Genomic DNA, 25,403 nt, shown 5'->3' with positions numbered 1-25,403 from the left:
GGCTGCCGGACAGAGTGCTCCGCAATGGACCGCAAGCTCGCCGCCATCCTTGCTGCTGACGTCGTCGGATATTCTACCATGATGGAGCGCGACGAGGCGGGTACGCATGAACGGGTGCGCGCCGGTCATAAGGAACTTTTCGAGCCCACAGTAGCACGTCATCATGGCACTATCTTCAAGCTGATGGGCGACGGTCTGCTGGCGGAGTTTTCTTCTGTCGTAGAGGCGATGGAATGCGCGGTTTCGTTGCAACGTGGGCTGGCCGAGCGAAACGCCTCGTTGCCGAAAGACCAGCGCGTGGAAGTGCGCATCGGCGTCAATCTTGGCGAGGTGATTGTCGAGGGTGACGATCGGTTCGGCGAGGGCGTAAATATCGCGGCGCGACTCGAACAACTTGCAGAGCCTGGCGGTATCTGGGTGTCTGCGAAGGTCGCGCGCGAGGTTGAGAAGAAGCTGGCTTTCGGCTTTCAGTCGATGGGCCTGCAGAAGGTCAAGAACATCGCGGAGCCGGTTGAGGCATACCGTGTCACGACCGACGGCAAGGCCAAGCTCATGCGCGCGAGCCGCAGCCGCTCGCGGCTGCCAGTCGTGGCGACCTTCCTAGTGCTGGTCTTAACAGTCACAGCGGTCCTGGCGTGGTGGCAGTTCTATGGAACAAAGCGCCAGATAGGCCAAGGTGGCATCCCGACCGTGGCGGTTTTGCCGTTCAAGAACATGAGCGGCGACACGACGTTAGATTATTTTAGCGACGGCATGACAGACAACTTGATCTCGATGCTGGCAGGCGTCACCGAACTCAAGGTGGTCTCGCGTAGTTCTAGCTTCGTCTACAAGGACAAGCCAACCGATGTCCGCCGGATCGGCCAAGAGTTGAACGTGGCCTACGTGATTGAGGGCAGTATCTGGAAGGAGACGGACCGGGTGCGCATCACTGCACAGCTGATCGACGCGCGCACAGGCGAAAATCTTTGGGCGGAAAAGTTCGATCGCTCTGGAAGCAATCCCCTTGCGATTCAGGACGAGGCGATCGAACGCATCATTGGCACGCTTGGTGGCCAGCGCGGAAAAATGTACGACATCGAATACAAGAAGGTCTGGGAAAAGGACACACCGGATCTTGAAGAGTACGACTTCTTCCTTCGATCCAATTTCTTCTTTGGGCAGTTTACGCCCGAGAGCCTGGTAAAGGCGACGGACATAATTCTTGAGGGCTTGGCCAAATTTCCCGATTCGTCGCTGTTATCGTGCGGACTGGCCTGGGATCACGTCTTGGCGGCTGGCTTCGCTTTTGACGATATGCCTGAAGAGCATTGGCGCATGGCGTCTGAACTGGAAGCAAAGATACTTCCGCGGGCTAACCTCGGACCCGACGCAAGAAAAAGCTGCTTGTGGTCATCCGTCTACGTCAGCGCTCATGAGGGCAAGTTCGATCTGTCTCTGCGTAGGGCCGATGAGGTGATTGCGCTTTCGCCCGGAGACGCGTTTCTCATCGGCGACCTTTCATCAGCAGCCCGCTTCAGTGGCCTGACAGACAAGGCCATCGAGCGAGCAGAATACGGGCTCCGGAACGATCCAAACTTCGCCGATTATTATCTCGTGATGAAGGCGAATGCCCTGACGGATATCGAAAAGTACGCCGAATCTGCTGCCCTGATCACGAAGGTGTCAGACTTCGTGATCACTGTTCCGCTCCTACGTGCCATCAACGATGTCCATCTTGGAAAAACTGACGTTGCACGCGGTGAAGTCCTCAAGGCGCTTGCCATGCAGCCGTGGCTTAAGGCCAAGCGGTGGCGCGATATCACGTTCCATACCAATCCTGCGGTGATTGACCGACAGGTGGCCGACCTGGTGGCCGCGGGACTGCCAATGAAGTAGGTTCGGTTGGAGGCCGGAGTACAGGCGTACGGCATCCTTCCCCCCTCGTTATTTACCTTCAGGATGCACCGATTTGAATGTCAGCTTTGGGCCCTCCGCTGCTAAAAGCTGCCAGTCCGGTTTCGGCCCAATAGCTGTCGGTCAGCAAAGCGCGTAATGTCGGCCATAGAGATCGCTTTGTTGGCTCCTGAAAGCTGACCTTGCGGACGATCATCCGGAGGTCGCGGTTGTGCCGTACCCCGGACATATACAGACGCTGCCGGAAGGACGCGTCTTCGGTACAAAGCGGGTTACTCGCCGCTAGGCGCGACCTAGGTGAATGGTCTACTCGAAGATTTCACGAGATCAGCTTCTTGCTATCAGGCAATTACGGGGAGGAGCTTGCTCGAAGCGAGCTCGAGCAAATTGCACTTCCATCTAACGGTTCAGGAATTCCTTGGCGTCGACAAGATCGCGGGTATCGAGACCTTCCGTGAACCAGGCGTAGATCGGGGCGAGTAAGTCGCGCGCCTCTTCGTCCTTCCCACGGTCGCGGCGCAGACGCGCGAGGCTAAGCGCGGCCCGGAGCTCGAGTGATTTCGTACCCTCGTCACGGGTCATTGTGACCGCCCGTCGGAACCAGCCTTCGGCGGCATCATCCTGCGAGTTTTGCCGCAGCAGGAGTTCACCCTTCGTGCGCAGTAACTCCGGCAAGAGAAATCTTGCGCCAGAATCGGTCATGCTCAAGGCCCTCTCCAGCAGGTCAAGTCCCTCGCTCGCTTCACCACACTCGACACAGGCCTGCGCCAGGACACAAAGGTTATGTTGCAAGCCAGCTGCCGCACCCATCGCTGTGATAGCTGCAAGTCCCTCGCGCATCTCTTGGATACCCTCCATCAAATGTCCCTCTTCAACGAGCGCCCATCCGAGTTGGAACCTGCCCTCGACGTTCTCGCGCTGCAGGCCGAATTCCTTTGACAGCGCGATTGTCCTATCCAGAGTGCGGCGCGCTTTGTCGGGTTCGTACCGCAACAGATAAAGGTCGGTGAAGTTTGACAGCGCCAACGCCATTGTGAACGGATGAGACATTCCTTCGGCCAAGGCCACGGCGTCTCGGCATCGCTCGAGAGCTTGATCAGGATAACCGCGAAGCCAAAGAATCAGCGCAGAGTAGTTCCTGCAGCAGACGCCTGGATCATGCCCTGTATAGAAGTGAGTCAAGCGATGATCCCGATCTCGGTCGTAGTTGGCGAGACCGTAATTTAGATGGTGTTCGGCCGCAGCATAGTCTCCCATGTAAGACTTGGTGGCCCATTGTCGATGGTGTGCCTCAAGGAGCAGGGTGTGATCGCCGGACGCCCGTGCGAGCTCCAGGCATTGAAGGCCAAGTTCGTCAGCCGCGCGCAAATTGCCGGAAATCACTTGATACGAGGCTTCACCGCAGAGAGCGACGAACAGTTGGTCCCTATCATCCAGTTTCTCGGAAAGCATACGGGCTTTGGAGAAGGCCTGCAGGACTTCCGGCGATGCGAAGCCTCTGGTTGCAATCATAGTCACGCCCAACGCTGTCTGAAGTTCAATCTCCTGTCGAAGTCGACCCTCGGAGTCCGGCAGACGGGCTACGAGTTCGAGTCCCTTGCCCAAGTTGCCAATCGCTTCGGGATGGGCCGATCGCTTAAGCGCTTGTTGGCCAGCCTTCAGCCAATAGGCGACGGCTTGCTGAAGAAGGCCTGCGGCAGCGTAATGGTGCGCCAGTGTTTCAGGTTCGGCTTCGACACTTTCGGGGAACTGCGATTCCAGCGTCGAGGCGATTCTCGCGTGGATACGTTGGCGCCTGCTTTTGAGCAGGCTTTGGTAGGCGGCGTCCTGGACCAGTGCGTGTTTGAATGTGTAGGTGGCCTCGGGCGGGACACCACTCCGAAAAACAAGTTCTGAGCTCTCAAGCTGGCGTAAGATGTCGTCCAGCCGGGCGGCGTCGTAGCCAGTGACGGCGGCAAGGAGACGATATTGGAAAGCGCGACCGACGCAAGCGCCGATCTGTGCTACCTCTTTGACCGGGGCGAGCCGGTCCAAACGGGCCATCAGCGAATCGTGCAACGTTGACGGGATCGCTAACGGAGGCAATGGCCCCAACAGGACGAAGTGATCGCCGGCGTCGGCTAGGTGGCCAGATTCGATCACTGTCTTGGTCAACTCCTCCACGAACAGGGGCACACCTTCCGTCTTTGCCAGGATCTGGTTCTTGACGTCGGTCGGCAGCTTCTTGCCACCGCTCACCCTGTCGACGATTGCTGATCCCTCGTCGCGATCGAGCCGGCTCAGCGACAACGCTGTGACGTTCGAGAACAGCGTCCATCGCGGCTGGAACTCGGGGCGAAAGGTGATGATCAGCAGTACCGGCAGGTTTTGAAGACCGTCGAACAGCAGGTCCAGCCATTCGCTAGTCGTGGGGTCTATCCAATGGGCATCTTCGACGATCATGATGACAGGCTGTCGCGCCGCCAAAGCTCCGACCAACCCGCTCAGAGCCGCCAGTGTTCGGGACTTCCGCACCTGGGGTGGCACTTTCAGTGGCGCATACCGGCCAGAGGTGTCGATCGACAACAGCTCCGCTACAAGTGGCGCCGTTTGTGCGACGTCGGAGGCAGACTGCCGCAAGAGGATTTCGAGCTTGTCGAGCTTCGTGTCCGGACTGTCGTCGCGCAGCAGTCCTGCAGCACGCTCGAGCTGCCTAATCACCGGGTGGAGCGCGCTGTGTGCGTGGTAGGGGGAGCAGAAGTACCGCAAGCGAGCGTGCGGCTCGCCAGTCAATCGCTCTCCCAGCGCCGCGATGAGCCGCGACTTGCCTATGCCAGGTTCACCAGACAGCAGCACGGCCTGGCCCTTGCGTCCTCGAACCTGCTGCCAGCGTTGAAGCAGCAGGTCGAGTTCCTCAGTCCGTCCGACCAGGGGCGTCGAGACGCCATGCACCGCGTCGAAGCGTCCCTCTGTATCGGCCTCGCCCGTGACATGCCACGCGCGAACAGGTGCAGCGAAGCCCTTGATCTGCCGATGGCCGAGATCAACCATATCGAACAATCCGGCAACCAGTCGCTGGGTGCCATCGGCGATCACGACGGTGTTCGGCTCGGCCAAGGCCTGTAGGCGTGCCGCCAGGTTCGGCGTTTCGCCGACCACCGCCTCCTCCTGTGCGGATCCTTCCCCAACCAAGTCGCCGACCACGACGAGACCGGTGGCAATCCCAATTCGGGTGGCGAGGGGCTCACACGCCGCGGTCGTCAGGTCAGCGGTAGCCGCCGCTGCGGCGAGGCTGGCGCGTACTGCCCGCTCGGCATCGTCCTCGTGCGCTGCGGGCCAACCGAAATAGGCGAGGACGCCATCGCCCATGAGCTTGGCGACACTGCCTTCGTACCGGACGATCTCCGCAAATACCGCACTTTGGTACGCGCGAAAGACCTCGCGCATTTCCTCGGGATCCAGCCGCTGGGACAACTCCGTCGATCCCACGAGGTCGATGAACACCACAGTCAACTGCCGCCGCTCAGCCCCGCGTACGCGCGGCGCCGGCACTGGAGCTGGCGCGGCGGTTGGCATCGACCCGGCGTCGGCATCTAGCGTGGCAATCGCGGCAAGCACCTTGCGGCGCGGGCCGAGCGGTAAGCCCAGCTCCTTCAGATCATCTTCGGTGAGATGACGAAGCGCGGTGAAGTCGACTTCGTTCGCGGTGAAAGTTTCTATGTACTTGTCCAGCCCGAGGTGGGCGAGCCAAGACGCGATGTCCAACATGGCGGTAGCCCTCAGCGGAAAAGCCTAACACGACTATCGCGCGTCGGACAGCAGCACCCCTATTTAAGCGTCGTGACCGGCACCCAACAGATTCCCGCCCCATCGGCACGGAGCGCGTTGCGACCAAAAGTTCTTTTCCGCTATCCATTTCGGTCACGCTACCGACACCGGTCACAGAGCCGACGGCCTGCGGTCTTTTGAGTTCACGCATTCCGGTATGCGAATGGGGATCGTGACCCCGTAGAGCTGACCCGGGAGAGCGCAAGGCGGAAAACCCGCGTGTTGCATCGCGTCCATAATTCGCTTCCGCTCGGAGTCACTCCACCCAGGTCCATTCACGAAACCTTCGATGGTCAGCTCCGGATATTTCGTAAGGCCCTTGGCCACCCAGATCCTGGCCTCCTCGTCACGGCCAAGTTCAACATAAACGGCAGCGCGAACGATCCAGGAGAAGCTGTTATAGTTTTCGAGCGGCAGACGCTCCAGAACGCGCAGGGCATCCTCGTATCGTCCCGCCATGAAATAGGCGTAGCGGAATCCCAACGCGGCCCAATTCGGGTAGTTGGGATTGAGCCGAATTGCCTTGTCGGCGGCCTCCGCTCCGCGCTCAGGTTTTCCGAAGGCGTTTGCCCACAGCGAATAGAGGGTCATGATGTCGGCTGAGCCGGGATTGAGGCGAAGGGCGATGTCGAACTCCGCCTCTGCCCGTTCGAAATCGTCCATGTGTCCCAGGACCAGGCCCATGATCGCGTGCGCAAGCGCGTCCTGCGGATCGATGGCGAGACCAGTTTCGGCGGCGGCGAGAGCCTTAGGCAGGACCTCATCGCTATTCGCCCCAAAGCCTGCGAGCGTGTTGTAAGCGGAAGCCATCTCGACCCAAGCCCGCGCAAGCTTCGGGTCCATCGTAACGGCTTGCCTGAAGAGCGGAATGGAGGCCTCGATGCTCTCCTTGGTGAAGTGCAGCAGCGATTCCCGACCGCGGAGATAGGTTTCATAAGCAGTTAGATTATGGGGCTGCATCCGCAGCCCGGTGATACGATCCGCCTCCGGAATGGCGCCCTTCGAGCTGCCGAGCTGATTTGTCACTTCATTTGAGATTTCCGCCTGTACCGAGAAAAGGTCGACAACAGGCCGATCCCAGCGCTCCGACCAGAGACTTACAGCCGTCGCTGTGTCGAGAAGTTCTGTCGTCACGCGAATCTGATCATGGTCGCGTTGGATCGAGCCCTTCAGCACATAGCGCACGTTCAGGTCGCGCCCGACCTTACGGACATCGGCCGGCCCTCCGGCATAAGTGCCGCTCGAGTTCCAGCCGATGACCTCAATGTCGCGATAGCGCGAGAGGTCTGTGATGATGTCCTGATCGATCCCGCTTGCGAACCGTTTGGTGGTCTCATCGGCGTCGATGACATCGAACGGAAGCACGGCAATCGACGGATTGCCCACCAGCGTCTTTTGAGACGGCCGGATGTGCCAGATTGTGGCCCCGATGACGCCGAGAGCCACAACGATGATGTACACCAGCGAGACCCGCAACGGTTTTCGCGCACGCTGTGCCGACATTGCTTCGGGCACCGGCATCGTTGCCTTAGGTGACGACTCCTCAAGCTCGGCCGGCGCCGACCCGGTCGGACGCTTCTCGCCGTTCACTGACAGCACAAGCCGGTACCCGCGCTTCGGCGCAGTCTGCAGGATCGTCCGTGCCTCATCGTGGAGGGCGCGCCGTATCTCGTGAATGCACTGAAATAGGCTGTCTTCGGTGACAGCGATGCCGAGCCAGACGGCCTCGATCAATTCGTCCTTGGTCACGAGGCGATCGGCATTCTGCGCCAGGTAACGCAGCACCGCGAAAGCCTGAGGTCGCAAATCGACAGGATTGCCCTCCCGATCGCGCAACGTTTCGTTGCCAAAATCGGCGGTCACGCCGTTGATTGCGAGCGATTGACCTAAACGGATTTCCATTCAGTCTCCCGCCGCAGGCGGGCCTCCATTCCCTCGGCCAGCACTCTATCACGGCTTGCCGCTAGAGCGTCGTTCACAAAAACATCGCGGTTTCCGCTCCCTTCAGGAGAAATTCGGAGAACTTTCGGATGGCCTTCAGGACTTCCCGCACGGGCCATTGTTTTGTGGCACCCGAATTTGACGACTGAGCCACCGCGAGAGACGCGACGGCAAACCGCCGCAAGGGCATGGGAGGATGTGATGCGGTCTGGATCTATCAGGATCGGGTTTGCCTTGGAGTTGTCACCGCAGCACAGCAAGTGACCAATGGCGAGATGATCACCAACGCAGTATCCGCGGGCGCGCGTGGCTCTCGCGCATCGTCCTAATCGCCGTTCACCCTGATCCGGGACACGTTGGATCCAATAGGAGGACTACCCATGAAGCCGCGATTCCTCAACACACGCCGTATCGGCGTGCTTGTGTTCTCACTATGGGCTTTCGAGCTAATAATGCCCGCGTTGATGCCAGCTCAGGCAGAGCCGGCGGTCGGAGTCACCCCAACCGTTATTGGACGGGCTACGTATGATGCATTTGACCTGCAGTCAGACCTCGGGTTTGCTGCGCAGGCGAAAAGCCCGCTCGACATCGTCGTGCGGACCCATGACTACGCGCCTGGAAGCTCGACGGGATGGCATTCGCATCCGGGCCCAGTCTTCATCACAGTCACTGAAGGCGAAGTGACGTTCTACGAGGGCAACGATCCGACGTGCACGCCAAAGGTGGTCTCGAAAGGCCATGGGTATGTTGATACCGGCCGTGGGCACATCGGGCGAAACGAGTCCGGAGCGCCTGCTAAGGCCGTGACAGTCATCTTCGCTCCAGTGGCAAAGTCATTCCGAGCGGAGCTAGATCGTCCGAACACAGCCTGCAAGTTTTAGCGGCAGAATTGTCCGCTTACTCGGGCGAAAGTCCTACCGTCCCAGTGCGGACAGCGATCAACAGCTTGAACTGTCCGCTCTGGGTGAGGTCACGACGACGCCGAGCTGGCCTGAACGTCCGCTTTTGAATATCCTGAAGCTGCCAGTCCTCTGTCGGCGTCTAGCTGAATGTCAGGAACGCGCCGCATGTCGGCCGTTGAGGTTACCTTTGGACAGACCAATGCCCGGCTGGCCGGATGCCTGGCCCGACCCTTTCCGAAGTGCCGTACTTGCCAGCATCGCCCTGACCCAAGACCTCCTCGCCAAGATCAATCGCAAGATTGAGGACGCCGGCCCGGCGCCCGGACTGCGATGCTTGAAAGATCGCGACTACCTCGATATCCGCAAGCGGCTGCTTGCCGGGTTCCCCAGCGACGTATGGGTGTTCGCCTATGGTTCACTGTTGTGGAACCCATGCTTCGACTTCGTCGAGGAAAGGCCGGCGACCTTGCATGGCTGGCATCGACGGTTTTCGCTGTGGCTGACCCGGTGGCGCGGCACGCGCGAACGGCCCGGCCTGATGCTTGCGCTCGACCGCGGCGGCAGTTGCCGCGGCGTCGTCTACCGACTCCCCGTCGATGACATCGAGGCGGCGATAGACCTACTGCTTCGCAGGGAGATGTCCGCCGACCCGCCGACCAACGTTCCACGCTGGGTGCCTGTTCGAAGCGCGGGTAGAGATTTGCGGGCCATCGCCTTCGTTGCGGACCGCAGTGGTCCCGCGTATGCGGCTGAGCTGCCGGAGCAGGCCATGGTGGAGATACTGTCGCTTGCCGCTGGCCACATCGGAAGCTGTGCCGATTATCTGCGTCGCACCGTCATCCAGCTCGAAGTGCGCGGCATTCGCGATGCAACGCTGTGGCGGCTGCAGGCGAATGTCGCTGCCTATCTCGCATCGCTGGAGCCCCAAGCGCCATTGCCGCCGCCAACTCTGGAGATCGATCGTGCCTGTGAAGGTTGAAGGACCATTTCTGCCGTCGGTTCTGGCGCAGGAAGAAGTGCACCGGATACTGTCGACGGCAAGTCTTGGTTTCTGCAGCGGCGAGGCCGCGCATATGCTGGCCTATCTTCACCGGTTGACACCCTGCGAGACGGCCATGGCCCAAGCCGCCAATCGGCTCGGCCTCTGGCTGCGTCTTGTCCGCATCTTTCGGGCTTGACGTTGCCGGATTCTGCCGATGGGATGATCGCTGTGGAACAATATGCAGCGATGGTGCAAGAGTTTGGCGTTCCAAATCGGCAGCTCGGTTCTTGATCTCGACCTCGGCACGTTGCGACGAGACGGTGAGATTGTGCCCATCAGGCCGAAGACTTTCGACCTGCTTGCCTTCCTAGTGCGCAATCCCGGCCGTGTGCTGAGCAAAGATGAGCTGCTCGAGGCGGTCTGGCCCAGCACCATCGTGACCGAGGATTCGCTCACCCAATGCATTCGCGACCTGCGCAAATGCATTGGCGACGAGACGCAGTCGCTCATCCGCACGGTGCCCCGGCGCGGGTACCTATTCCAGGCTGCCGACGACAGCCCGACCATCTCGCTGCCGCCATCGACAGCGGCGGTTCCGGTCGAACGACCGCCCGAGCCGATGGTCGCTATCCTGCCGTTTCGAGTCGACCTTGCCGGGGTGGCGGCAAAACCGCTCTTCGATGGCGCGGTCGAGGAGATCACTAATGCGCTCTCCTACTTCAAGACCGTTGCGGTGCTGGCGCGCCATTCGGCTTTTGCGCTGGCCGAATATTCCGCTGGAGATATCTGGGCCACCGCCGAACGCCTCGGCGCCGACTATGTGGCGGAAGGCAGCGTCGAAAGCGCGGAGGATGGTTATAGCGCGCGCGTCGTCCTGTCGGAGACGGCATCCGGCCGGCGTGTTTGGGCGCAGACATTTTCGTTCAAGACGAGCGAAATCTTCGTTTTCCAAAGGATGGTGGCGCAACGCATCGCGGCGGCGCTGGTCGCCAACATCGAGAGTGCAGCCATTCGGCGCACGTCCCCCGCGCCTGCCGCCAATGTCGAGGCCTATGTCCATATCTTGCGCGGCATGGCGTTGCTGCGCAGCTATGGCGAGGGGGTCAACCACGAGGCCCGCACCCACCTTATGAAGGCGATCGAACGCGATCCAAATTCTGGGCTTGCCCACGCCTACCTCGCTTTGGCGGACACGATCATCGGCGGATATAGCACTGCGACCCGAGCCGTGCTCGACCAGGCGCGGGATCGGGCTCTGGTCGCCACGGCGCTCAGTCCCGACGAGGGACGCTGCCACCGGATCCTGGCGCTTATTCTAATGTACAGAGATCGAGGCGACTACGACGCCGCGGCGCAACACTTCGCGCGCGCTTTGGATCTCAACCCGTATGATGCCGACACCTTGGCACAGACCGGTTTCTTCCAGGCTATGCGCGGTAATGGCGAGGCCGGCTTGGCGCTGCTCGATCAAGCCATCCATCTCAATCCGATGCACCCGGCGTGGTATTATTTCGACAGGGGCGAAGCCTTGCTTGTTGTTGGCCGTTACCACGAGGCGGCCGCCACATTTTCATGCCTGCCGAGGAAGGATGCGTGGCATTGGGCGCGACTATCGGCGTGCCATGCCCTTGCCGGCGATATGGACAAGGCTAGAGCCTGCGCTAGGGAGGGACGCCAGTTGGAACCCGACCTGACCAGTCAAGAGATTCTGGCCGATCTCCGTTTCAAAGCCCCAGATAACCGGGAACGGATACGATCCGGTCTGGAACGTGCCGGCTGGGACGAAGCGCAAACGCAGGCGCGTGAAGACAGGTCGTAGTCCCATCTGCCCTGTGCTTAGCCGAAATCTTACCTATTCACCGCTAGCCGCGACAGGGAGCTGATGATTGACGGCACCATCTTCCCATACGCCAGTTTCAGACAGATCGATGGCCTCCGTCTTATACGCAAGCAGACCCCGAGCTTCGCTGCCGATCCGTTCTGCGGCTCGCGCTCCATTCCCGCGCGCCATGGCCGTCTTCGGATTGTGTAGCCAGGTCCGCGGCCCTTCGAACAGGATAGCGTCGAAGAGTTCATCCAGCGGCCGATCACGGTAGCCTGAAAGGTCGATCTCGATCGCGCCGACGTCCATGTCCTTCAGCTTGGCTATCTTCTTCCGGCGCATGCATGCAATCCGGCAGATCACGCGTGGCAAGACCTCGCCCTGCCTACATTCGAAGATCGCCTTCTTGGGCGTCTTCGTTCTGCGTAAGTCGCCGGCAGGTTTAGCCAGCGGATGCGCTTCGCACCTTGAAGTTTCCCACATCATATCAATAGCTTATTATAAAATCGCACATTGCAGGAAAGGCCCGCAATGTGTGAGAAATGGCGAAAATACCAGCAAAAACAACCAACCGCCCAAAGCACAATGTGCTGCCTTTTATCTTGCCATCCCTCGGTCGTTTCGTAAGCGTCCGGTCTCTGCACCCAGATTGAGTAGTGCATTCGAGCGCCATGTCGGGCTCCTTCGTAGCATGGAGGATCTCCGGTGAATTTGAGACATTTCGAGAACAAGGCGCGGCAATCCTTTTGGGTGGTTCACGTCGAAGCGTGGCAGCGAAGCGGTCTGACGCGGACGGAATATTGCCGCGTGCACCGCCTGACGAAGGACACGCTCGATCGCTGGCTGAAGTACTTCGCTGGCAACGAGGCGGCGCGCAAACACGCGGAATATCAGGCGGAATTGCGCCGTCAGAAGCGCTTGGAAGCGCACGCAAAGCGGCAGAAAAAGCGCGCTCGGCGGCGCTTCGCGGTGAGCACGGATGTGCGCAACCGCGCTGTCCAGGCGTACTGGGCAATGCATGTCGAGGCGATGAACTGGAGCGGCATGGGTATCCGCGAATACGCCGCCGCATTGCATGTTTCGCCGACGAGCCTGCGCACGTGGCGTGACCGACTGGACGACGGCGAGGTCGAAATCGACTGGCGGGCGCATCTTCATCCCTCCGCCCGCCCGGTCGTTAGCACCAGTGCTAACGGAACGCCGCCAGAATCGAGCTTGACGCCCTCGTCGAAGGATGATCCTGGCACGTCACGGCAGCCTGCCCGGCGCTTCTTCAGCGACGCGGAAAAGCACGCCATTGCACTGGAGAGCGATCAGCCTGGCGTTAGCGTCTCGCAGGTCGCGCGCAAGCACGGGATCGTCACGGGAATGCTGTTCCGTTGGCGCGTGCAGTTCGGCGTGGCGCAGAAGAAGCGCGCCAAGCTCGCGCCTGTCACGCTGACTGAGGGCACGCCGGCGGCATTGTTGCTGCGTGACTTGGTGCAGCCACCGAACGGAATGACGGGGATCGATCTGCCTGATGGCCGGCGCGTCTTTGCGCCGGCCGGCAGCGATCCCCACGCCGTTCGTGAGCATCTCGAAAGCCAAGGAACAGGAAGATGATGATCGTTCCGGCGGGCGTGAAGGTGCATCTGGCGCTGGGCTACACCGACATGCGCAAAGGCCTCGACGGGCTCGCCATGCTGGTGCAGCAGACGCTGAAGCAGGACCCGTTCTCGGGTCATCTGTTTGCCTTCCGCGGCAAGAAGGCCGCGCTCCTGAAGATCCTTTTTTGGGACGGAACGGGACTGTGTCTGTTCACCAAGCGTATGAACCAGGGACAGCGCGAGCAACGTTCGAATGCGTCCGGAGTAACCGGATTCCGTTTTCTCAAAGACGGCGCAGTCGCGCGGTCCGTGTTTCCAACGGGTTCTTCTGGCTGCGTGCCGAGTATTTCCTCGACCGTGCAAAGGGAGCAGCTGAACCATTTGCCCGCTTTGAGGCGTCGCTCCTTGCGAGGTATCCTCGCCCCATGATCTTCAAGCTCACTTTCCTCGGCACCTCGGCGAGCGTCCCTTCGGCCGAGCGCAATCATCCTGGCCTGCTGGTCGAGGCCGGCGGCCAGCGCCTCCTGGTAGACTGCGGGGAAGGCACCCAGCGCCAGCTCCTGCGCAGCGGCGCCGGCTTTAGGCGGCTCGATCGCTTGCTGCTGACACACGGGCACTTGGATCATGTGCTTGGGATACCCGGCCTGTTCTCGACGCTCCGGTTGCGGAAGAGCGAGGAGCTCGTGACCATTCATGGAAGCGCAGACACCCTCGACATCGTCGCCCGCATGCTGTCCGGTCTATGGGGCGAAGGTCGGGCTCCGATCCCACTCGAGCTCACCCCGTTGGTGCCAGGCCGGGTCTTCGGTACCGATGGCTTCGCGATTGACTGTTTTCGAGTCCGTCACCGGGACACCGACAGCTACGCCTTCGTGTTAGAAACCCCGGCGCGTCGCCACCTCCGCGCGGAGCAGTTGGCAGCGTTGGGGGTGCCGGACGGTCCGATAAGGAAGGGTCTGGCGGAAGGACATCCTATCTCCCTCAAGGACGGCAGAACGATTGCGCCTGAGGACGTACTAGGATCGCCTGAACCAGGCAAGAAGGTTGTGATCGTCGGCGACACCGAAACCGTCGACGGACTGGCTGATCAGGTTCGTGGCGCCGACCTCCTGGTCATCGAAGCCACATTTCTCGAACGAGACTCAGCCATGGCGCGTGAATACGGACATCTCACAGCTGCGGAAGCGGCGTCGCTGGCGGCGCGCAACGGTGTGAAGCAGCTCGTGCTGACGCATATTTCTGGCCGCTATTCAGACGAAGAAATTCTGGCGGAAGCAGTCGAGGTGTTTCCGCGCAGCCGTATCGCCGCGGATTTCGACGTGGTCACCATCTGATCTGCGCGCTGCCTCGATCTCAAAACCCGCAGCGGCCGGTCGTGGCTTTCGTCCCCTGCGAGCTTTGCGTCATTGCTCGCGGTCCAAGTCGGAATGCGGCAGCACCATAACTTGATTTTGCGATCCGGCCTCGCCTAGCCCTGATCTAACTTGATCATCTTGCTGCGCTGTCGCTCTGCCTCAGCAAGAAGTGCTGGATAATCGCTTTGTAGAATCGAGGGAGCTTGGATTGTCTCGCAACGAAGGCTGCTGACCTCGCCGGGCCTACTGTACCCCAATATGATTACCTGCACCTCTGCAGCGCTGACGGCCAGGCATCCCACTTGCGCTTGATGCCGTACGTCTTGCCCGCTTGGCATTGCGTTCGTGCAGCATAGCCAAATTTGCAGAGGCGGATCCTCGCCTATTTGAAATCGACGTCGCGGATGTTCAGCAAGGGTAGGTGCGAGTTGATCAAGATAACGGCTAATGTTCTCACGCCCGTTGTGTCCAAAGCTGCGCAGCATGCTGTCCAGCCGCAACCAGTTAGTGGGACGGAGTCTGTCCAAGGCCTCAATTAGGCTAGTGAGCGCCGCGGGATGCGGCTGCGATGGTGGCGACTCTGTTCGCCATGCCTCTCCTTCGAAGTGATGGTCCACCTTGTCGCTAAAACCATCCCAGGTGACTTGGTCGGCCTCCTTTAGTTGTTCACGTATATCCATGTCGAAGCGATTCTTGGCAATGTATGCTCCCAAGTGATCGGTCTCGTCGAATAGCAACGCACCCTTGAGGCCGGCGACGTGTTGCCGTACTTCAAGATAGTGAATCAACTCCCCTGTGGTTGGCAAAAAACGGCGGAGTACAAAGAGGTCGTCGACAGACATCGAGATAAACGGGTATTTGCCTAGAATAGGCTCCACCCCGGCAAACTCCTTTGCCATAGCCGAGAACGGCGTGAAGGCTTCCACTGTAAGACCAATTGGAAGGATCAATCGGAATTGGCTTTTCGAAAGCCGGGAAGTTTCGACGTAACTCCCATCAACAAGTTTGTACAACGCGACAGTGGCGGCGCTTGCTAGATAGTTCATAAATCGCTTGCACTGCTGGTAAGCTTTGACGATCAATTCCTGAACAACGCGCTCGTGACTCGCAAAATTGGTCGCCGGAGACTGCATCGGCATGACGCCAGCTTTCGCTTCAATTACGAACAGCACGTCGGCCAATATGATCAACAGATCGGTCTCAACCCACTGGCCGGTCTGCACGTCCTTGTAGAAAACGCTCTCAACAGTCCGAGCCCCCCTTAACTGATCTGCGAAAATGATAGGATAGGCCTGCTCAATTGTGCGACCCTGACGCTTTAACCACTCGTCACGATAGGGTAGCCGCTTCCACAGGCCCCATTGTATCGCCCGGTAGGCTGAATCACGCACAAACTGGCCGTCTGTTGCGTAGAATTCATTCCCAAGCTTGATCCCAGGCTTGATCCGTGCTGGTAGCGTTCGCATCGGCGTGCCAACAAACGGGCCATCTGCAAAAAAGTCGCTGTTCTGGCCGGGCTCGTAAGAGAGGTCTTCAAGCAACGGTACCGGCAGGTTGGAATGGCGGCTCAGGTTACAAATTCCACCAAAGAACATGTCGCGAAACAGTCCAGACATCTCAGCTCCTAAGGAGCTGTCTTCCGCATTCCGCCGTTCCAGCACCGCCCCAAGGCTTTCCCCAGACGCCTCTACCTCTCGATAGGTGTCGTCCATCCGCTCCCTGATCTTGCTGACCGCGTGGCTGAAGCCGCTTCTGAACGTGTCGGCGATGCTTTGAATTCCCTTTGCGATGTCAATGGAGCCGATTCCGTAGGCATCGCGCAAAGCGGTATCGTGTGGTTCGAGCACGAACCGAAAGAACTCTTCCTCCAAGACCTGATAGCGGTGCCCTCTGATGATCGCCCACGTCGACTTTGCATGGAATTCGGTTTGAGACTCCGAACTGGCCATGCAGTACCACATGGTCTTGTCCTCAAGTTGGTCGAGCGCATTCATGAGCTCGCCAGCCGTAGCCTCATCGAACGGAGCTTGTTCCGTCGGCAGCATGCCGCTGCTGCTCCAAACAGCGTGGACATATTCGAGAGCGAATTGGAAAGTCTTTATGGCGTCCTTGTTCGGGCGAGGCTCGTCTTCCGAGCCTGCGGGGGTCAGCATCATGACCATGTGGAATTGGGCGAGTAGATAGCCAAGGAGTTGAATAGGCGGCTGGCGCAGCACGAGATCGCGGACACTTGCTGCAAGAGCTTCCATCTCTTCGCGGGCGGCTTCTGCGACCTTAACCCGGTCGATGAGGAGTTGCGCCTCCCCACTCGGCACCCTGGCGCAAGCTTCCTTCTCGTCTTGTCCCAAGATGCACCCTCGCTCGTAGTCAAACGCGTTGTTTTTGGCCGACCTGTGTAGCCCTGTGACTCTTTCATGCTGCAGGCTGACCTATGACGGCATGCTCGACATTGTCGCAAAAATCGGCTCGGAATGGGCGTCCTTTGCAGGTCAAGCCACCCTATCCTCCTTGAAAAGCATGAGTGAACATAGCATGAACACTGACCAAGGCAAGACGCGAGGCTTTAGGCGTGGGGCGAGGTGCAGTCCTTGATGCAGTAAAGTGATCCGCAGGGACAGAATTTTGGTAAACCAGCCGAATCGATGTCAGATACATGGCCCATCGGTTAGAGATCGTATGTCGAGAAAGGCACATGCTGGAGCTGTCAAGAATTCGGCCATTGTCTGAGGATCGCGATATAGATTTCGTCATAGCTCAAGCTGGCGGTGGACGAGCACATGAAGACTCGGACCGGAAACACACCAGAAATTCCGACTATGTTCTGGGTGGATCGATAATCGAACTCAAGCTGTTAGATGAGGAACGGCTTGGGAAGCCCGAGGCCCAGGCGAAGATCGGCAAGCTGTTCGGAGCGCTTCAACCCGATCGCCCGGTGGTGGTGATCGATCCGACAGCAGTCGAGCAGAATGCTCGATACGCGTACGCGACGATAATGCAGGGTCCCATAAGGGGGATTGTGAGGTCGGCACGAGCCCAGCTGAAGCAGAGCCGAAAAGAGATCGGCCAAGACGCAATCTCGGTCCTTTTCATTGTCAACAATGGCTTCACCGCGCTTACTCACGAAGAGCTTCTGGAGCACGTCGTGACGCGGGCGCGGAACGATACCGACGAGATCGACGGTGTTGTGGTCGCCGGGTGCTATCTTCACGGAGACGGGTTCGATACCGTCGCTCTGTGGCCGATGGACTACGTGCCGATCCATGAGCAGCGCCCATTCTTAGAATTCGAAGCTCTGAAATCCGCTTGGGACAAGCTCGCTGAGCGACATATGACCGAGTTCGTAAGAGGTGATCACGGGCGAACGGCAGCGAAGGAGACCGAGACCGATATCGTGTTCGAGTGGGAAGGGCGTGTCTTCGTAAAGCCTACAACAGTCATGAGAACTGAGAGCCCGTTCTTCGGAGATCGACGACCCAGGCGCAACCACCTTCCTTTCGAACGAGTGAAAGATGTGGCTCTTACGGTGCCGCGGCTTTCATCAATCGAGTATCGCCGCGTGAGAGCGGCGCTGAAGGACGAACCACTGTTGGAAAGTCTGGACACGTGGAACGATCATGTCGACGAGGCGCTCTCACACGGCACGCCTCTGAAGCCGGTCATCCCGGTCAATATCTCGCGCGGCACCTGGGAGGCTTGGAAGCGTCGCAATCCGGGCTACTCAGGGCTCTATTCTCTACGAGCCGCCGCAAATGTTTGTTTCGGCATTGAGGCCAGCAAGTTAGTGCGTGCAGCGAAGGAATTCCAGTCGGGGGCCACCGTTCCACGTAGGTACATCGCGGTGGTCACTGAATTGATTGGACAGGATGAAAACAATGATGTTTCGCGCATCGGCGTATGTGCTGGCGAAGACGTCGAATGGGTCGTCTTGAATGCCAGAATGCCGCATTTTGGAGCGCTGTCTTTGGCGGCCGCTCATGCTCTTCGTCGTGGCTTAGTAGACATCCTTTGGGCGCATGACCTGAGATATGCTTGGGTATAGGGTACGAGCAACCGCCTGCGACAAGCGCGGACCATACGACATTCGCTATGACCAGCAATTATGCCCAGATCGTACTGCAAATCGACGATTGAACTAATCCTGCGATACAAACTGGCCGAGGTCGAAAAGACGCTCAGTGCTGCGACGCGAGAAGCCATTTATTGTGTCGCAAACAGTTCTTTCTTGAGGCGTGCCAGCCGGCCTCCGTAGGCCGCCTCAATTCCCGAGTTTGGCCGGACCGAGCACAGAACCTGTCGTTGCGCCTACAGGGGGTGCCGGGAACGGATAAAAGCAAACTCTCACACTCCTGACATCAGGCGCCATTGCAGATTCCCCATTCGTTCTCTATCTCTTGATACGCCAGGAGGGGAACGGACGATGGCTGAACCCATAAATTTCGATAATTTGCCAGAAGACCCGCAACAGGCGTTTGTGGTGCTGGTCGGCTTGTTTGACGAGCAACTTGCCGAGGACATTCGCGGCAACGAGGAAGGCGACACACGGCTGGCCCTGATCGGCCATATGAACAAGATTACCGGCGCAGCCAGAGCCCTCCACATCGACGCCTTGTCAAATTGGGAACTGCCTGACCACGACAATGCTTACGACGCCCACCACAGCTTTGATCTGGCCACTAAAAACATCGTCCTCCAGTTCCAAATTCAGAAGGCGCGTATTGGAGTTATCTATTCGGTCGAACTGGACGCCGCCACCAAGGCCCGCATCCATAACCTGGTCAACGAAATACGACAGCTGATCGAAGCCGCCGATCTCGACGAGCGAAAAAAGAATTCTCTTTTTTCCAAGCTTAATGCCTTCGACGCAGACGTTGACCGCGCGCGCACGCGCTTTGACAACGGAATGCTGATGGGGATCTCGATCGCCAACCTGATCAACAAGGGCGCAGATGCATTGAAGCCGGCGAACGAGCTGTTGAGGCGCATTAACGAGCTTCTTGGCGGCGCCAAGAGTAAAGAAGGCGACCCAGAGCGGCTGCCGTCGCCGGATGATGTCAAGCACATAGAGAAACCGAAGAAACAAATCCGGGACTTCGGACGTGGAAGCCGCGAGCTGAACGATGAAATTCCATTTTGAATCTTCGCTGACTGAATCCCGCCAGCCGGTGAGGCGTCAGCGCGTACCTTTGGAAAGATGGAGAGATTTACGAAAGCCGAGATTGATGACCTGCTGGAGCAGACCGCGCGCACCAGGGTAACACCTCTGCAATGGTCCACATGATCCAGTCGCAGCTCGAGCGGCTAATCCGCACGGCAACCTATGCCGGTCAACTGCCGATGGAACTCAGAGGGATAGATGAAATCGGCGTCCAATCGTAAGGCGCTTCGCAAACTTAGCGCGAAGATCCCCACCCCACCCGAAATCGAGGCCATACTCGACGATCTGCGCAAAGAGTCGGATCTAGCCGTGGCCATCACGGGTACGGCCCTTGCAGAAGCGGCGCTGGAACGCCTCTTGCAGAGCAAGCTGCATTTCCGCGATGCGGAGTTTCAAAACCAGTTATTTCAGAATCGAGGTCCGCTGGCCGACTTCAACGGCAAAATCCTCGTCGCGCAGGCCTTCGGGATCATTACTTCACCCATCGCCGAGGAATTGCATTCGGCAAGAGCCATCAGGAACGTGTTTGCGCACTCGAAAATCCCACTCACGTTCGCCCATGCGGAGATCGAGAACGAGATCATGTCGCTGCGCATGAGCACAGCCATTCGAGAGCATCAACAAAAGGCGCCAGTGTCTATTCCGGAGCTTGGGGAATCATTCACAGACGGCATGACAAGCCGGCGTTGGTTTATGCTGACCATCCGGATAATCCTGATCATGCTGGACGAGTTGGCCAACAACCCTCTGCCCGCTGATAAGGCTCTCGCCGCGGTTTTAGCAGAGTAATTGGGATCCGGCGCGCGCCAGATTTGGAGGGCGCGCGTTCCGGCCTGATGTGGACAAATGCAAAGGGACCCGTCAATGCCGAGGTCCCCGAATTGATGTGGGGGGACGGAATCGAACCGTCCTGCGGCCCTTCCGGCTACACCTTGGGAATCCTTCCATCATCTTGTTGATGGCGTGGTTGCTCACTACCCAGGCCCCACAGAACCGCGAGAGCTTCCATACCAGTCTTGAACGTAGCCTTCATAATTGCCTCCATGTCCCGATTGAGGTTGAGAAACCAGTCAATGCAGAGCCAGGTAGCAAACAACCACGCACCAACATCTCCGATGGTGAAACCCAAGGTGACGAGCGCCGAACCCTGAATTCGCCGTGACCATATAGACGTTTGTGATGCACGATAAAAGGTGCCTGCCACGATAGCGGCCTACTAACCGCCGCTAAGGAAAATCTCGATCTATCTACCGGGCGGTCGGATGGTTTCGCGCTGATGGCACCGACAGCGGAAAATTTCGGCTTTGGGCACTGCAAGATCGCTCACAATGAATGAGCGGCGGCTCAAATCGACAGAGTTCGAAAGCAAGAAGCTCATCGAGCAGTTAACAGTGCTTGCTCTGCTCGTGCTGGAGAAGAACCTGCATTTTGTTCTTGGTCGCGAATGCGAGCGCCAGTATTTTTTGCCGATGAGAATCGCATCGCTGGACCGTCGGGTCCTTGTAAGTAGCCAGTCAGAAACCATCGAGTGCCCCCTGAGCTCGCTGCGCGACCAACCATTCGTCGTTCTGCTCGGTGAGCCTGGTCTCGGCAAGTCGACAGCGCTGCGTTACGAGGCCACGGCCGAGGGTGGCGAGGTCTTTACCTGTCGAGATGCGATGAACGGCGCTCCGCTGCCCGTTGGCGGGACGACTTATATTGATGCATTGGACGAATATCGCACGGGCGAGAACGGCAAGGACAAGCTCCTGCAACTCGCCAATAGCCTGTCGGCAAACAAGAACCGTCGTTGGCGCCTCACCTGCCGGGCAGAGGACTGGCGCGAGGCCGCCGATCTTGGAGCCATGCGACGGGCGGCCAACAATGGCGCGATCACCGTAGCGCGCCTTCTACCCTTGGACGAAGGCGAAGCCCGGGCCATGCTGACGGCGCTCGGGGCCAGTGATCCGAAAACGTTCGTCATTGAGGCACGCAATCGGGGCGCCGAAGCCTTTCTCGAGAGCCCCTTGAGTCTCCGCTTGCTTCATTCGGTGGTCGCTGCCGAGGGTATATGGCCAAGCAGTCGTTTTGAGCTGTTCGAAAAGGCTATCTGGGCGCTCGCCCACGAACACGATCCAGAACGGGCAACAGATTCCAGGTCGGGCGTCGCAGCAATCTTGGACACCGCTTCAAAGCTGTGCTTTTACGCCCTTGCTTCGGGCGCTAAGGCGTTCTGGCGCTCTAATGCGCCGCCGCCCCATTCGGGCCGCGCCAATGAGTACTTGAGCACGAACTCCCTCTATCTGGAGCCTCCCCTGATAGATGCAACGCTGGACACTGCGTTGTTCCGGGGCGAAGGTCATATCTTCGAGGCCTTCCATCGTACCGTGGAGGAATTTCTCGCCGCACGCTTCCTAGCCAAGACCGTAACGGGCGCGGGAAAAAATCCGGCGTTTCCATTGGGACGCGCAATAGCGCTTATCACTGGGCCTGATCGTAGGGCACCGAGCGAACTTCGGGGATTATATGCCTGGTTCGCAGCCCATCTTCACTTGCAGGGGGACGGGCAAGGCGCACTTCGTCTCATCAATCGCGATGCCGCCACCGTGCTGGCCTATGGCGACGCCGCCGCTTTCGACACCTCGGGACGAAAAGCGATCCTTCTAAATCTCGATCGTGACGATCCCTATTTCCTTACCTCGCAGGGGGAAGCGACTGTGCTCGGCGGCCTTGCCGGCGAGGATCTGGCGGAGGATTTCGCGACTATCTTGGACGCAGATGTCCGCAGTCATCTTCAAGTCACGGTGCTCCAGGCGCTCGCAGACGGGCCGCCGGTAAAAGGGATTCAAAGCAAACTGCAAGCGATCGTGCTCGATCCCAGTCGGCCACTATGGATGCGCGAACGTGCTTCGGAAGTAATTGTCCGAGCAAGCGAGGACCGAACCGTCGCACGTCGGGCCCTGATAGTTGCGCTGGAGCGTCAGCCGGCCGCCGCCAGCCAAGTGGTGTTAAGGGCGAGGCTTCTTGCAGGAATGCCGATGGGGACAATAAATTCATCCGAGATCCGCAAGCTTCTGGCCGACTTCGACGAACTTTCCGTACCATCGGAGGATGATGAAATCGAGGATTGGGGAGCGTTAACCACGCTTGCTTTTGCACTGCGTCGCTCTGCTCCCGAAGATCTTTTCGATGTACCGATTTCGCAGGGGAAGGCGAGCGCGCTCAGGCAAAAATCGCAGATCCGCTCTTTCATCGATCAGGCACTGGCCTCCGCGATAGAACGGTCTCCAGATGTCCCAGCCGATCGCCTTTGGACCTGGATAAACAATGCCCGGGAGTACGTCTGGGACATGCTGGACAGCTGCGTGGCCGAGGCGATCCAAAAGTGGGTGGACCGTGACCCTCACCGGCGGGAACTCGACTTCTTTCTCGTTTTAGCGCGAACCAGTGAACCCACGGACGTACCTTGGGTTGTTGTGAATCAATACACCTCGACTATGCGCCGGCCTGCTTCGGAGTCACTGATCGAGGGGCTCTTTGCATCGGCGCGGACCGCTGCGAAGGGGTTGGGGCGCAGGCGACTGTATGAGATCGCGGCATATGCTGCGCGCGGAGAGGCGCTGTGGCCGATATGGCGCGAGAAGGTCGTGGCCATTCTCAAAGAGGAAGGTGGCTACGTTGAGTTCATAGAAGCGCTTCTGTCCGACACGAACGCCAAGTGGAAAAAGGAGGAGGCGCGACGCCAGGCCGAACTAGCAGCCAAGAATGACGCCTCCCGAAAGAACAACATCGCTGCCTTGACCCCCAAGCTCGCAGCGATTGCCAGCGGTGTCGAGAGCGAGTTCGGTGCTTTGAAGTGGGCTGCCGATCACTACCGCAATGCGCGGATATCGAAGAAGGGCAACCCTCTAGCAAAAGTCACCGCATACACCAATGATGAGATTGCAGCCGCCATTGCAGAGGGTTTCGTCCAGTTCGCAATCCACACCGACGTCAAGGTCGATGCCGAGAGCCTCGGCCGAGCCGAGGCAACGAACGGAGCCTATCCCCAGGAGTGGGTCGTCGCGGCTGGTCTGCATCAAAGCCTGTTGCATGGGCGACAGGCCGAGCTTGAGGCGACCCCTTTGGTCTGCGCGCTCGTGGGACTGCGCCAGAACTATTTCAGCGGCGACGATGGGCCATCGCTTGCCACGTGGGCGGTTCAACGTCTCGCGCAGGATCGGGAGCGCGGTGTCAGCCAAATGTTGCGGTATTGGAACGCCGCCCTGGACGCCGGAGATGACGATCTGGACGGTCTCCATCACCTAATGAACGCCAAAAAGCATTGCCTGGTTGCGGCCATTCTTTCGGAGATGCTGCAGAACAGGCCTAACCTCCCAATGCCCGCGTTGCGGCAGGCGCTGGTTGCTGGCGCATCTGTTCTCTCTGCCGAAGACTTGGCAAACTACGCCGCATCAGCCTTTCAACGATCCGAACTGGGCCAGGAACAGCGGGAAGTCTGGACTTTTATCGCGCTGGCTCTCAATCCGACCGTTGTCTCCGCTCAACTCCGCGGAGAGGAAGCTGAAGGGGTGTTGTTGCGGCCGAACGGGGATGTGGCAAAGGCATTCTATGAACTGTCTCCGCAACCCGACATACTGGATCGCTTCCGGATCGTGGTTCTTGGAAAAGCGCATGAAGCCGACGAGGATGATTGGCGTCACTCGGACACGGTGAGCGGCATCATCAGGGCTGCGATCCGCCGTCTGAGCGCATCCAAAAACTCCGATGCCGGCGATATGCTCAAGTCGCTCACTTCAGACATCCACCCGAGTTGGAGGCCGCAGCTCGCTCACGCGGCCGCCGAACATGCCAGAATGCTGCGGGATGACCTTTATGTCGCGCCGCCAGTAAGCAACCTCATCGTGGCGCTTGCGGGCGGCGCTCCGGCAAGCCCGGCCGATCTCGCGGCAGTGGTTCTCGAAGAGGTCGATCGATACAGGGCGACGTTGCGCACCGGCAGCGAAACACCGTGGAAGCGGTTTTGGAACACTGACAAGGACGGCGCTGCAACAACGCCACAGATCGAGAACGAGGACCGCGATCGGCTTCTTGAACTGCTGCGGGTTCGCCTCGAAAGATATCGAATCGTATCCAGCCTTCCTGAAGCGCGGCGTGGCGAGAATACCAGGGCGGACGTGCTGCTCCTAAGCCATGCCGGCAAGAACCTGCCGATCGAGGCGAAACGTCACTACAATAGGGAGCTATGGTCGGCGCCGCTGGGCCAATTGGCCGGCTACGCCGCTGACTCGGGCGCCGATGGATTCGGAATGTATCTTGTCTTTTGGTTCGGCACTGAGTTCCCTCTTCCCGGTCGCAGCGATGGGCAAGCACTTCCATCGGACGCTGAGGCGCTAGAGACGATGCTTCGAAACGATATTCCGCTGCGGTTGCAGGACAAGATGGCGATCATCGTGCTGGACGTTTCTCGTCCAGCAGCGATGGTCGCCGCTCAGGCCCGGCGCGATCAGAAGATCGCAAAACGCAAAAACCGTCCCGGTTAGACCGGGACGGTTATTGATTTATGATAGAATTGGTTGCGGGGACAGGATTTGAACCTGTGACCTTCAGGTTATGAGCCTGACGAGCTACCGGGCTGCTCCACCCCGCGTCAACCTTAGAGGTAAGCCGAAGCTTACTGGATTAGAAGAGCCGCCAAATGAAAGGGCCGCTTGCGCGGCCCGTAGTCCCGTTGGCGGGCCTCGATGCATGTCGCCCAAAAGTGTTGAGCGGTTTTGGGATAACGACATGCATCAACATAATCGTAATGAGAAGATTCCACTCCATCCGATTTGGATCGAGAGTTCAACGTGCGTTTGGCAGACCTGGCAGCGACCTACTCTCCCGCGTCTTGAGACGAAGTACCATCAGCGCTGGAGCGTTTCACGGCCGAGTTCGGAATGGGATCGGGTGCAGCCGCTCCGCCATAACCACCAGGT

16 protein-coding genes, 1 tRNA gene and 1 rRNA gene are annotated in these 25,403 nt (G+C 59.0%); 12 read left to right on the top strand and 6 right to left on the bottom strand.

Annotated features, from left to right (window positions below):
• Positions 1-24: 24 nt before the first annotated feature.
• Entirely contained in the window at positions 25-1,878 is a 1,854-nt protein-coding gene (locus tag AC04SG_RS30570; RefSeq protein WP_488554072.1) for an adenylate/guanylate cyclase domain-containing protein, read from the top strand.
• 417 nt (positions 1,879-2,295) lie between these two features.
• Here the strand turns inward: AC04SG_RS30570 and AC04SG_RS30565 are convergent, their stop codons facing one another.
• Positions 2,296-5,643 (bottom strand): AAA family ATPase, encoded by a 3,348-nt coding sequence (locus AC04SG_RS30565; RefSeq protein WP_488554071.1) that lies wholly within the window; start codon positions 5,641-5,643, stop codon positions 2,296-2,298.
• Positions 5,644-5,814: 171 nt separating this feature from the next.
• Complete coding sequence (locus AC04SG_RS30560) at positions 5,815-7,605, bottom strand: winged helix-turn-helix domain-containing protein (RefSeq protein ID WP_488554070.1); 1,791 nt, start codon at positions 7,603-7,605, stop codon at positions 5,815-5,817.
• A gap of 419 nt (positions 7,606-8,024) precedes the next feature.
• Between AC04SG_RS30560 and AC04SG_RS30555 the strand changes: the two genes are divergently transcribed.
• The 4 genes from AC04SG_RS30555 (at position 8,025) to AC04SG_RS30540 (ending at position 11,347) form a co-directional block, all read left to right on the top strand.
• Positions 8,025-8,525 (top strand): cupin domain-containing protein, encoded by a 501-nt coding sequence (locus AC04SG_RS30555; RefSeq protein ID WP_488554069.1) that lies wholly within the window; start codon positions 8,025-8,027, stop codon positions 8,523-8,525.
• Positions 8,526-8,745: 220 nt separating this feature from the next.
• Positions 8,746-9,525: a gamma-glutamylcyclotransferase gene (locus AC04SG_RS30550; RefSeq protein WP_488554068.1), complete on the top strand. Its 780-nt coding sequence runs from the start codon at positions 8,746-8,748 to the stop codon at positions 9,523-9,525.
• On the top strand, positions 9,509-9,724 hold the full coding sequence (locus AC04SG_RS30545) for a hypothetical protein (RefSeq protein ID WP_488554067.1): 216 nt from the start codon (positions 9,509-9,511) through the stop codon (positions 9,722-9,724). The genes AC04SG_RS30550 and AC04SG_RS30545 overlap by 17 nt, the downstream gene beginning before the upstream one ends.
• A gap of 63 nt (positions 9,725-9,787) precedes the next feature.
• Positions 9,788-11,347, top strand: a complete 1,560-nt coding sequence (locus AC04SG_RS30540; protein ID WP_488554066.1) for a winged helix-turn-helix domain-containing tetratricopeptide repeat protein — start codon at positions 9,788-9,790, stop codon at positions 11,345-11,347.
• A gap of 33 nt (positions 11,348-11,380) precedes the next feature.
• Here AC04SG_RS30540 and AC04SG_RS30535 read toward each other — a convergent pair whose 3' ends face one another.
• The gene (locus AC04SG_RS30535; protein ID WP_488554065.1) at positions 11,381-11,692 is read right to left on the bottom strand and encodes a hypothetical protein; all 312 of its coding nucleotides are present in this window, start codon (positions 11,690-11,692) and stop codon (positions 11,381-11,383) included.
• A gap of 363 nt (positions 11,693-12,055) precedes the next feature.
• Between AC04SG_RS30535 and tnpA the strand changes: the two genes are divergently transcribed.
• From tnpA to rnz, 3 genes are read left to right on the top strand one after another with little or no spacing between them, the layout of a single operon-like run.
• Positions 12,056-12,952, top strand: a complete 897-nt coding sequence (gene tnpA / locus AC04SG_RS30530; protein ID WP_488554064.1) for an IS66-like element accessory protein TnpA — start codon at positions 12,056-12,058, stop codon at positions 12,950-12,952.
• Positions 12,949-13,365, top strand: coding sequence for an IS66 family insertion sequence element accessory protein TnpB (tnpB, locus tag AC04SG_RS30525; protein ID WP_488554063.1), 417 nt, complete (start codon positions 12,949-12,951; stop codon positions 13,363-13,365). The genes tnpA and tnpB overlap by 4 nt, the downstream gene beginning before the upstream one ends.
• On the top strand, positions 13,365-14,270 hold the full coding sequence (rnz, locus tag AC04SG_RS30520; protein WP_488554077.1) for a ribonuclease Z: 906 nt from the start codon (positions 13,365-13,367) through the stop codon (positions 14,268-14,270). The genes tnpB and rnz overlap by 1 nt, the downstream gene beginning before the upstream one ends.
• Before the next feature lie 134 nt (positions 14,271-14,404).
• Here rnz and AC04SG_RS30515 read toward each other — a convergent pair whose 3' ends face one another.
• Positions 14,405-16,639, bottom strand: coding sequence for a hypothetical protein (locus AC04SG_RS30515; protein ID WP_488554062.1), 2,235 nt, complete (start codon positions 16,637-16,639; stop codon positions 14,405-14,407).
• A gap of 344 nt (positions 16,640-16,983) precedes the next feature.
• Here AC04SG_RS30515 and AC04SG_RS30510 point away from each other — a divergent pair, with 344 nt between their 5' ends.
• The 4 genes from AC04SG_RS30510 (at position 16,984) to AC04SG_RS30495 (ending at position 24,968) form a co-directional block, all read left to right on the top strand.
• Entirely contained in the window at positions 16,984-18,330 is a 1,347-nt protein-coding gene (locus AC04SG_RS30510; protein WP_488554061.1) for a hypothetical protein, read from the top strand.
• Positions 18,331-18,708: 378 nt separating this feature from the next.
• Positions 18,709-19,425, top strand: a complete 717-nt coding sequence (locus tag AC04SG_RS30505) for a hypothetical protein (RefSeq protein WP_488554060.1) — start codon at positions 18,709-18,711, stop codon at positions 19,423-19,425.
• 219 nt (positions 19,426-19,644) lie between these two features.
• Positions 19,645-20,235 (top strand): hypothetical protein, encoded by a 591-nt coding sequence (locus AC04SG_RS30500; protein WP_488554059.1) that lies wholly within the window; start codon positions 19,645-19,647, stop codon positions 20,233-20,235.
• A gap of 539 nt (positions 20,236-20,774) precedes the next feature.
• Positions 20,775-24,968 carry an NACHT domain-containing protein gene (locus AC04SG_RS30495; protein ID WP_488554058.1) on the top strand — a complete coding sequence of 1,398 codons (4,194 nt, stop codon included), beginning with the start codon at positions 20,775-20,777 and terminating at the stop codon, positions 24,966-24,968.
• Between the two features lie 30 nt (positions 24,969-24,998).
• Here the strand turns inward: AC04SG_RS30495 and AC04SG_RS30490 are convergent.
• Positions 24,999-25,075: transfer RNA gene (locus AC04SG_RS30490), tRNA-Met, on the bottom strand.
• A 212-nt stretch (positions 25,076-25,287) separates the two neighbouring features.
• Positions 25,288-25,402 (bottom strand): 5S ribosomal RNA (rrf, locus tag AC04SG_RS30485).
• Between the last annotated feature and the right edge of the window lies 1 nt (position 25,403).

The sequence above is a fragment of the Mesorhizobium sp. CNPSo 4684 genome (assembly GCF_057784315.1).
The sequence above is the reverse complement of the archived record's forward strand: the minus strand, read 5'-3'. Positions and strand labels throughout refer to the sequence as shown.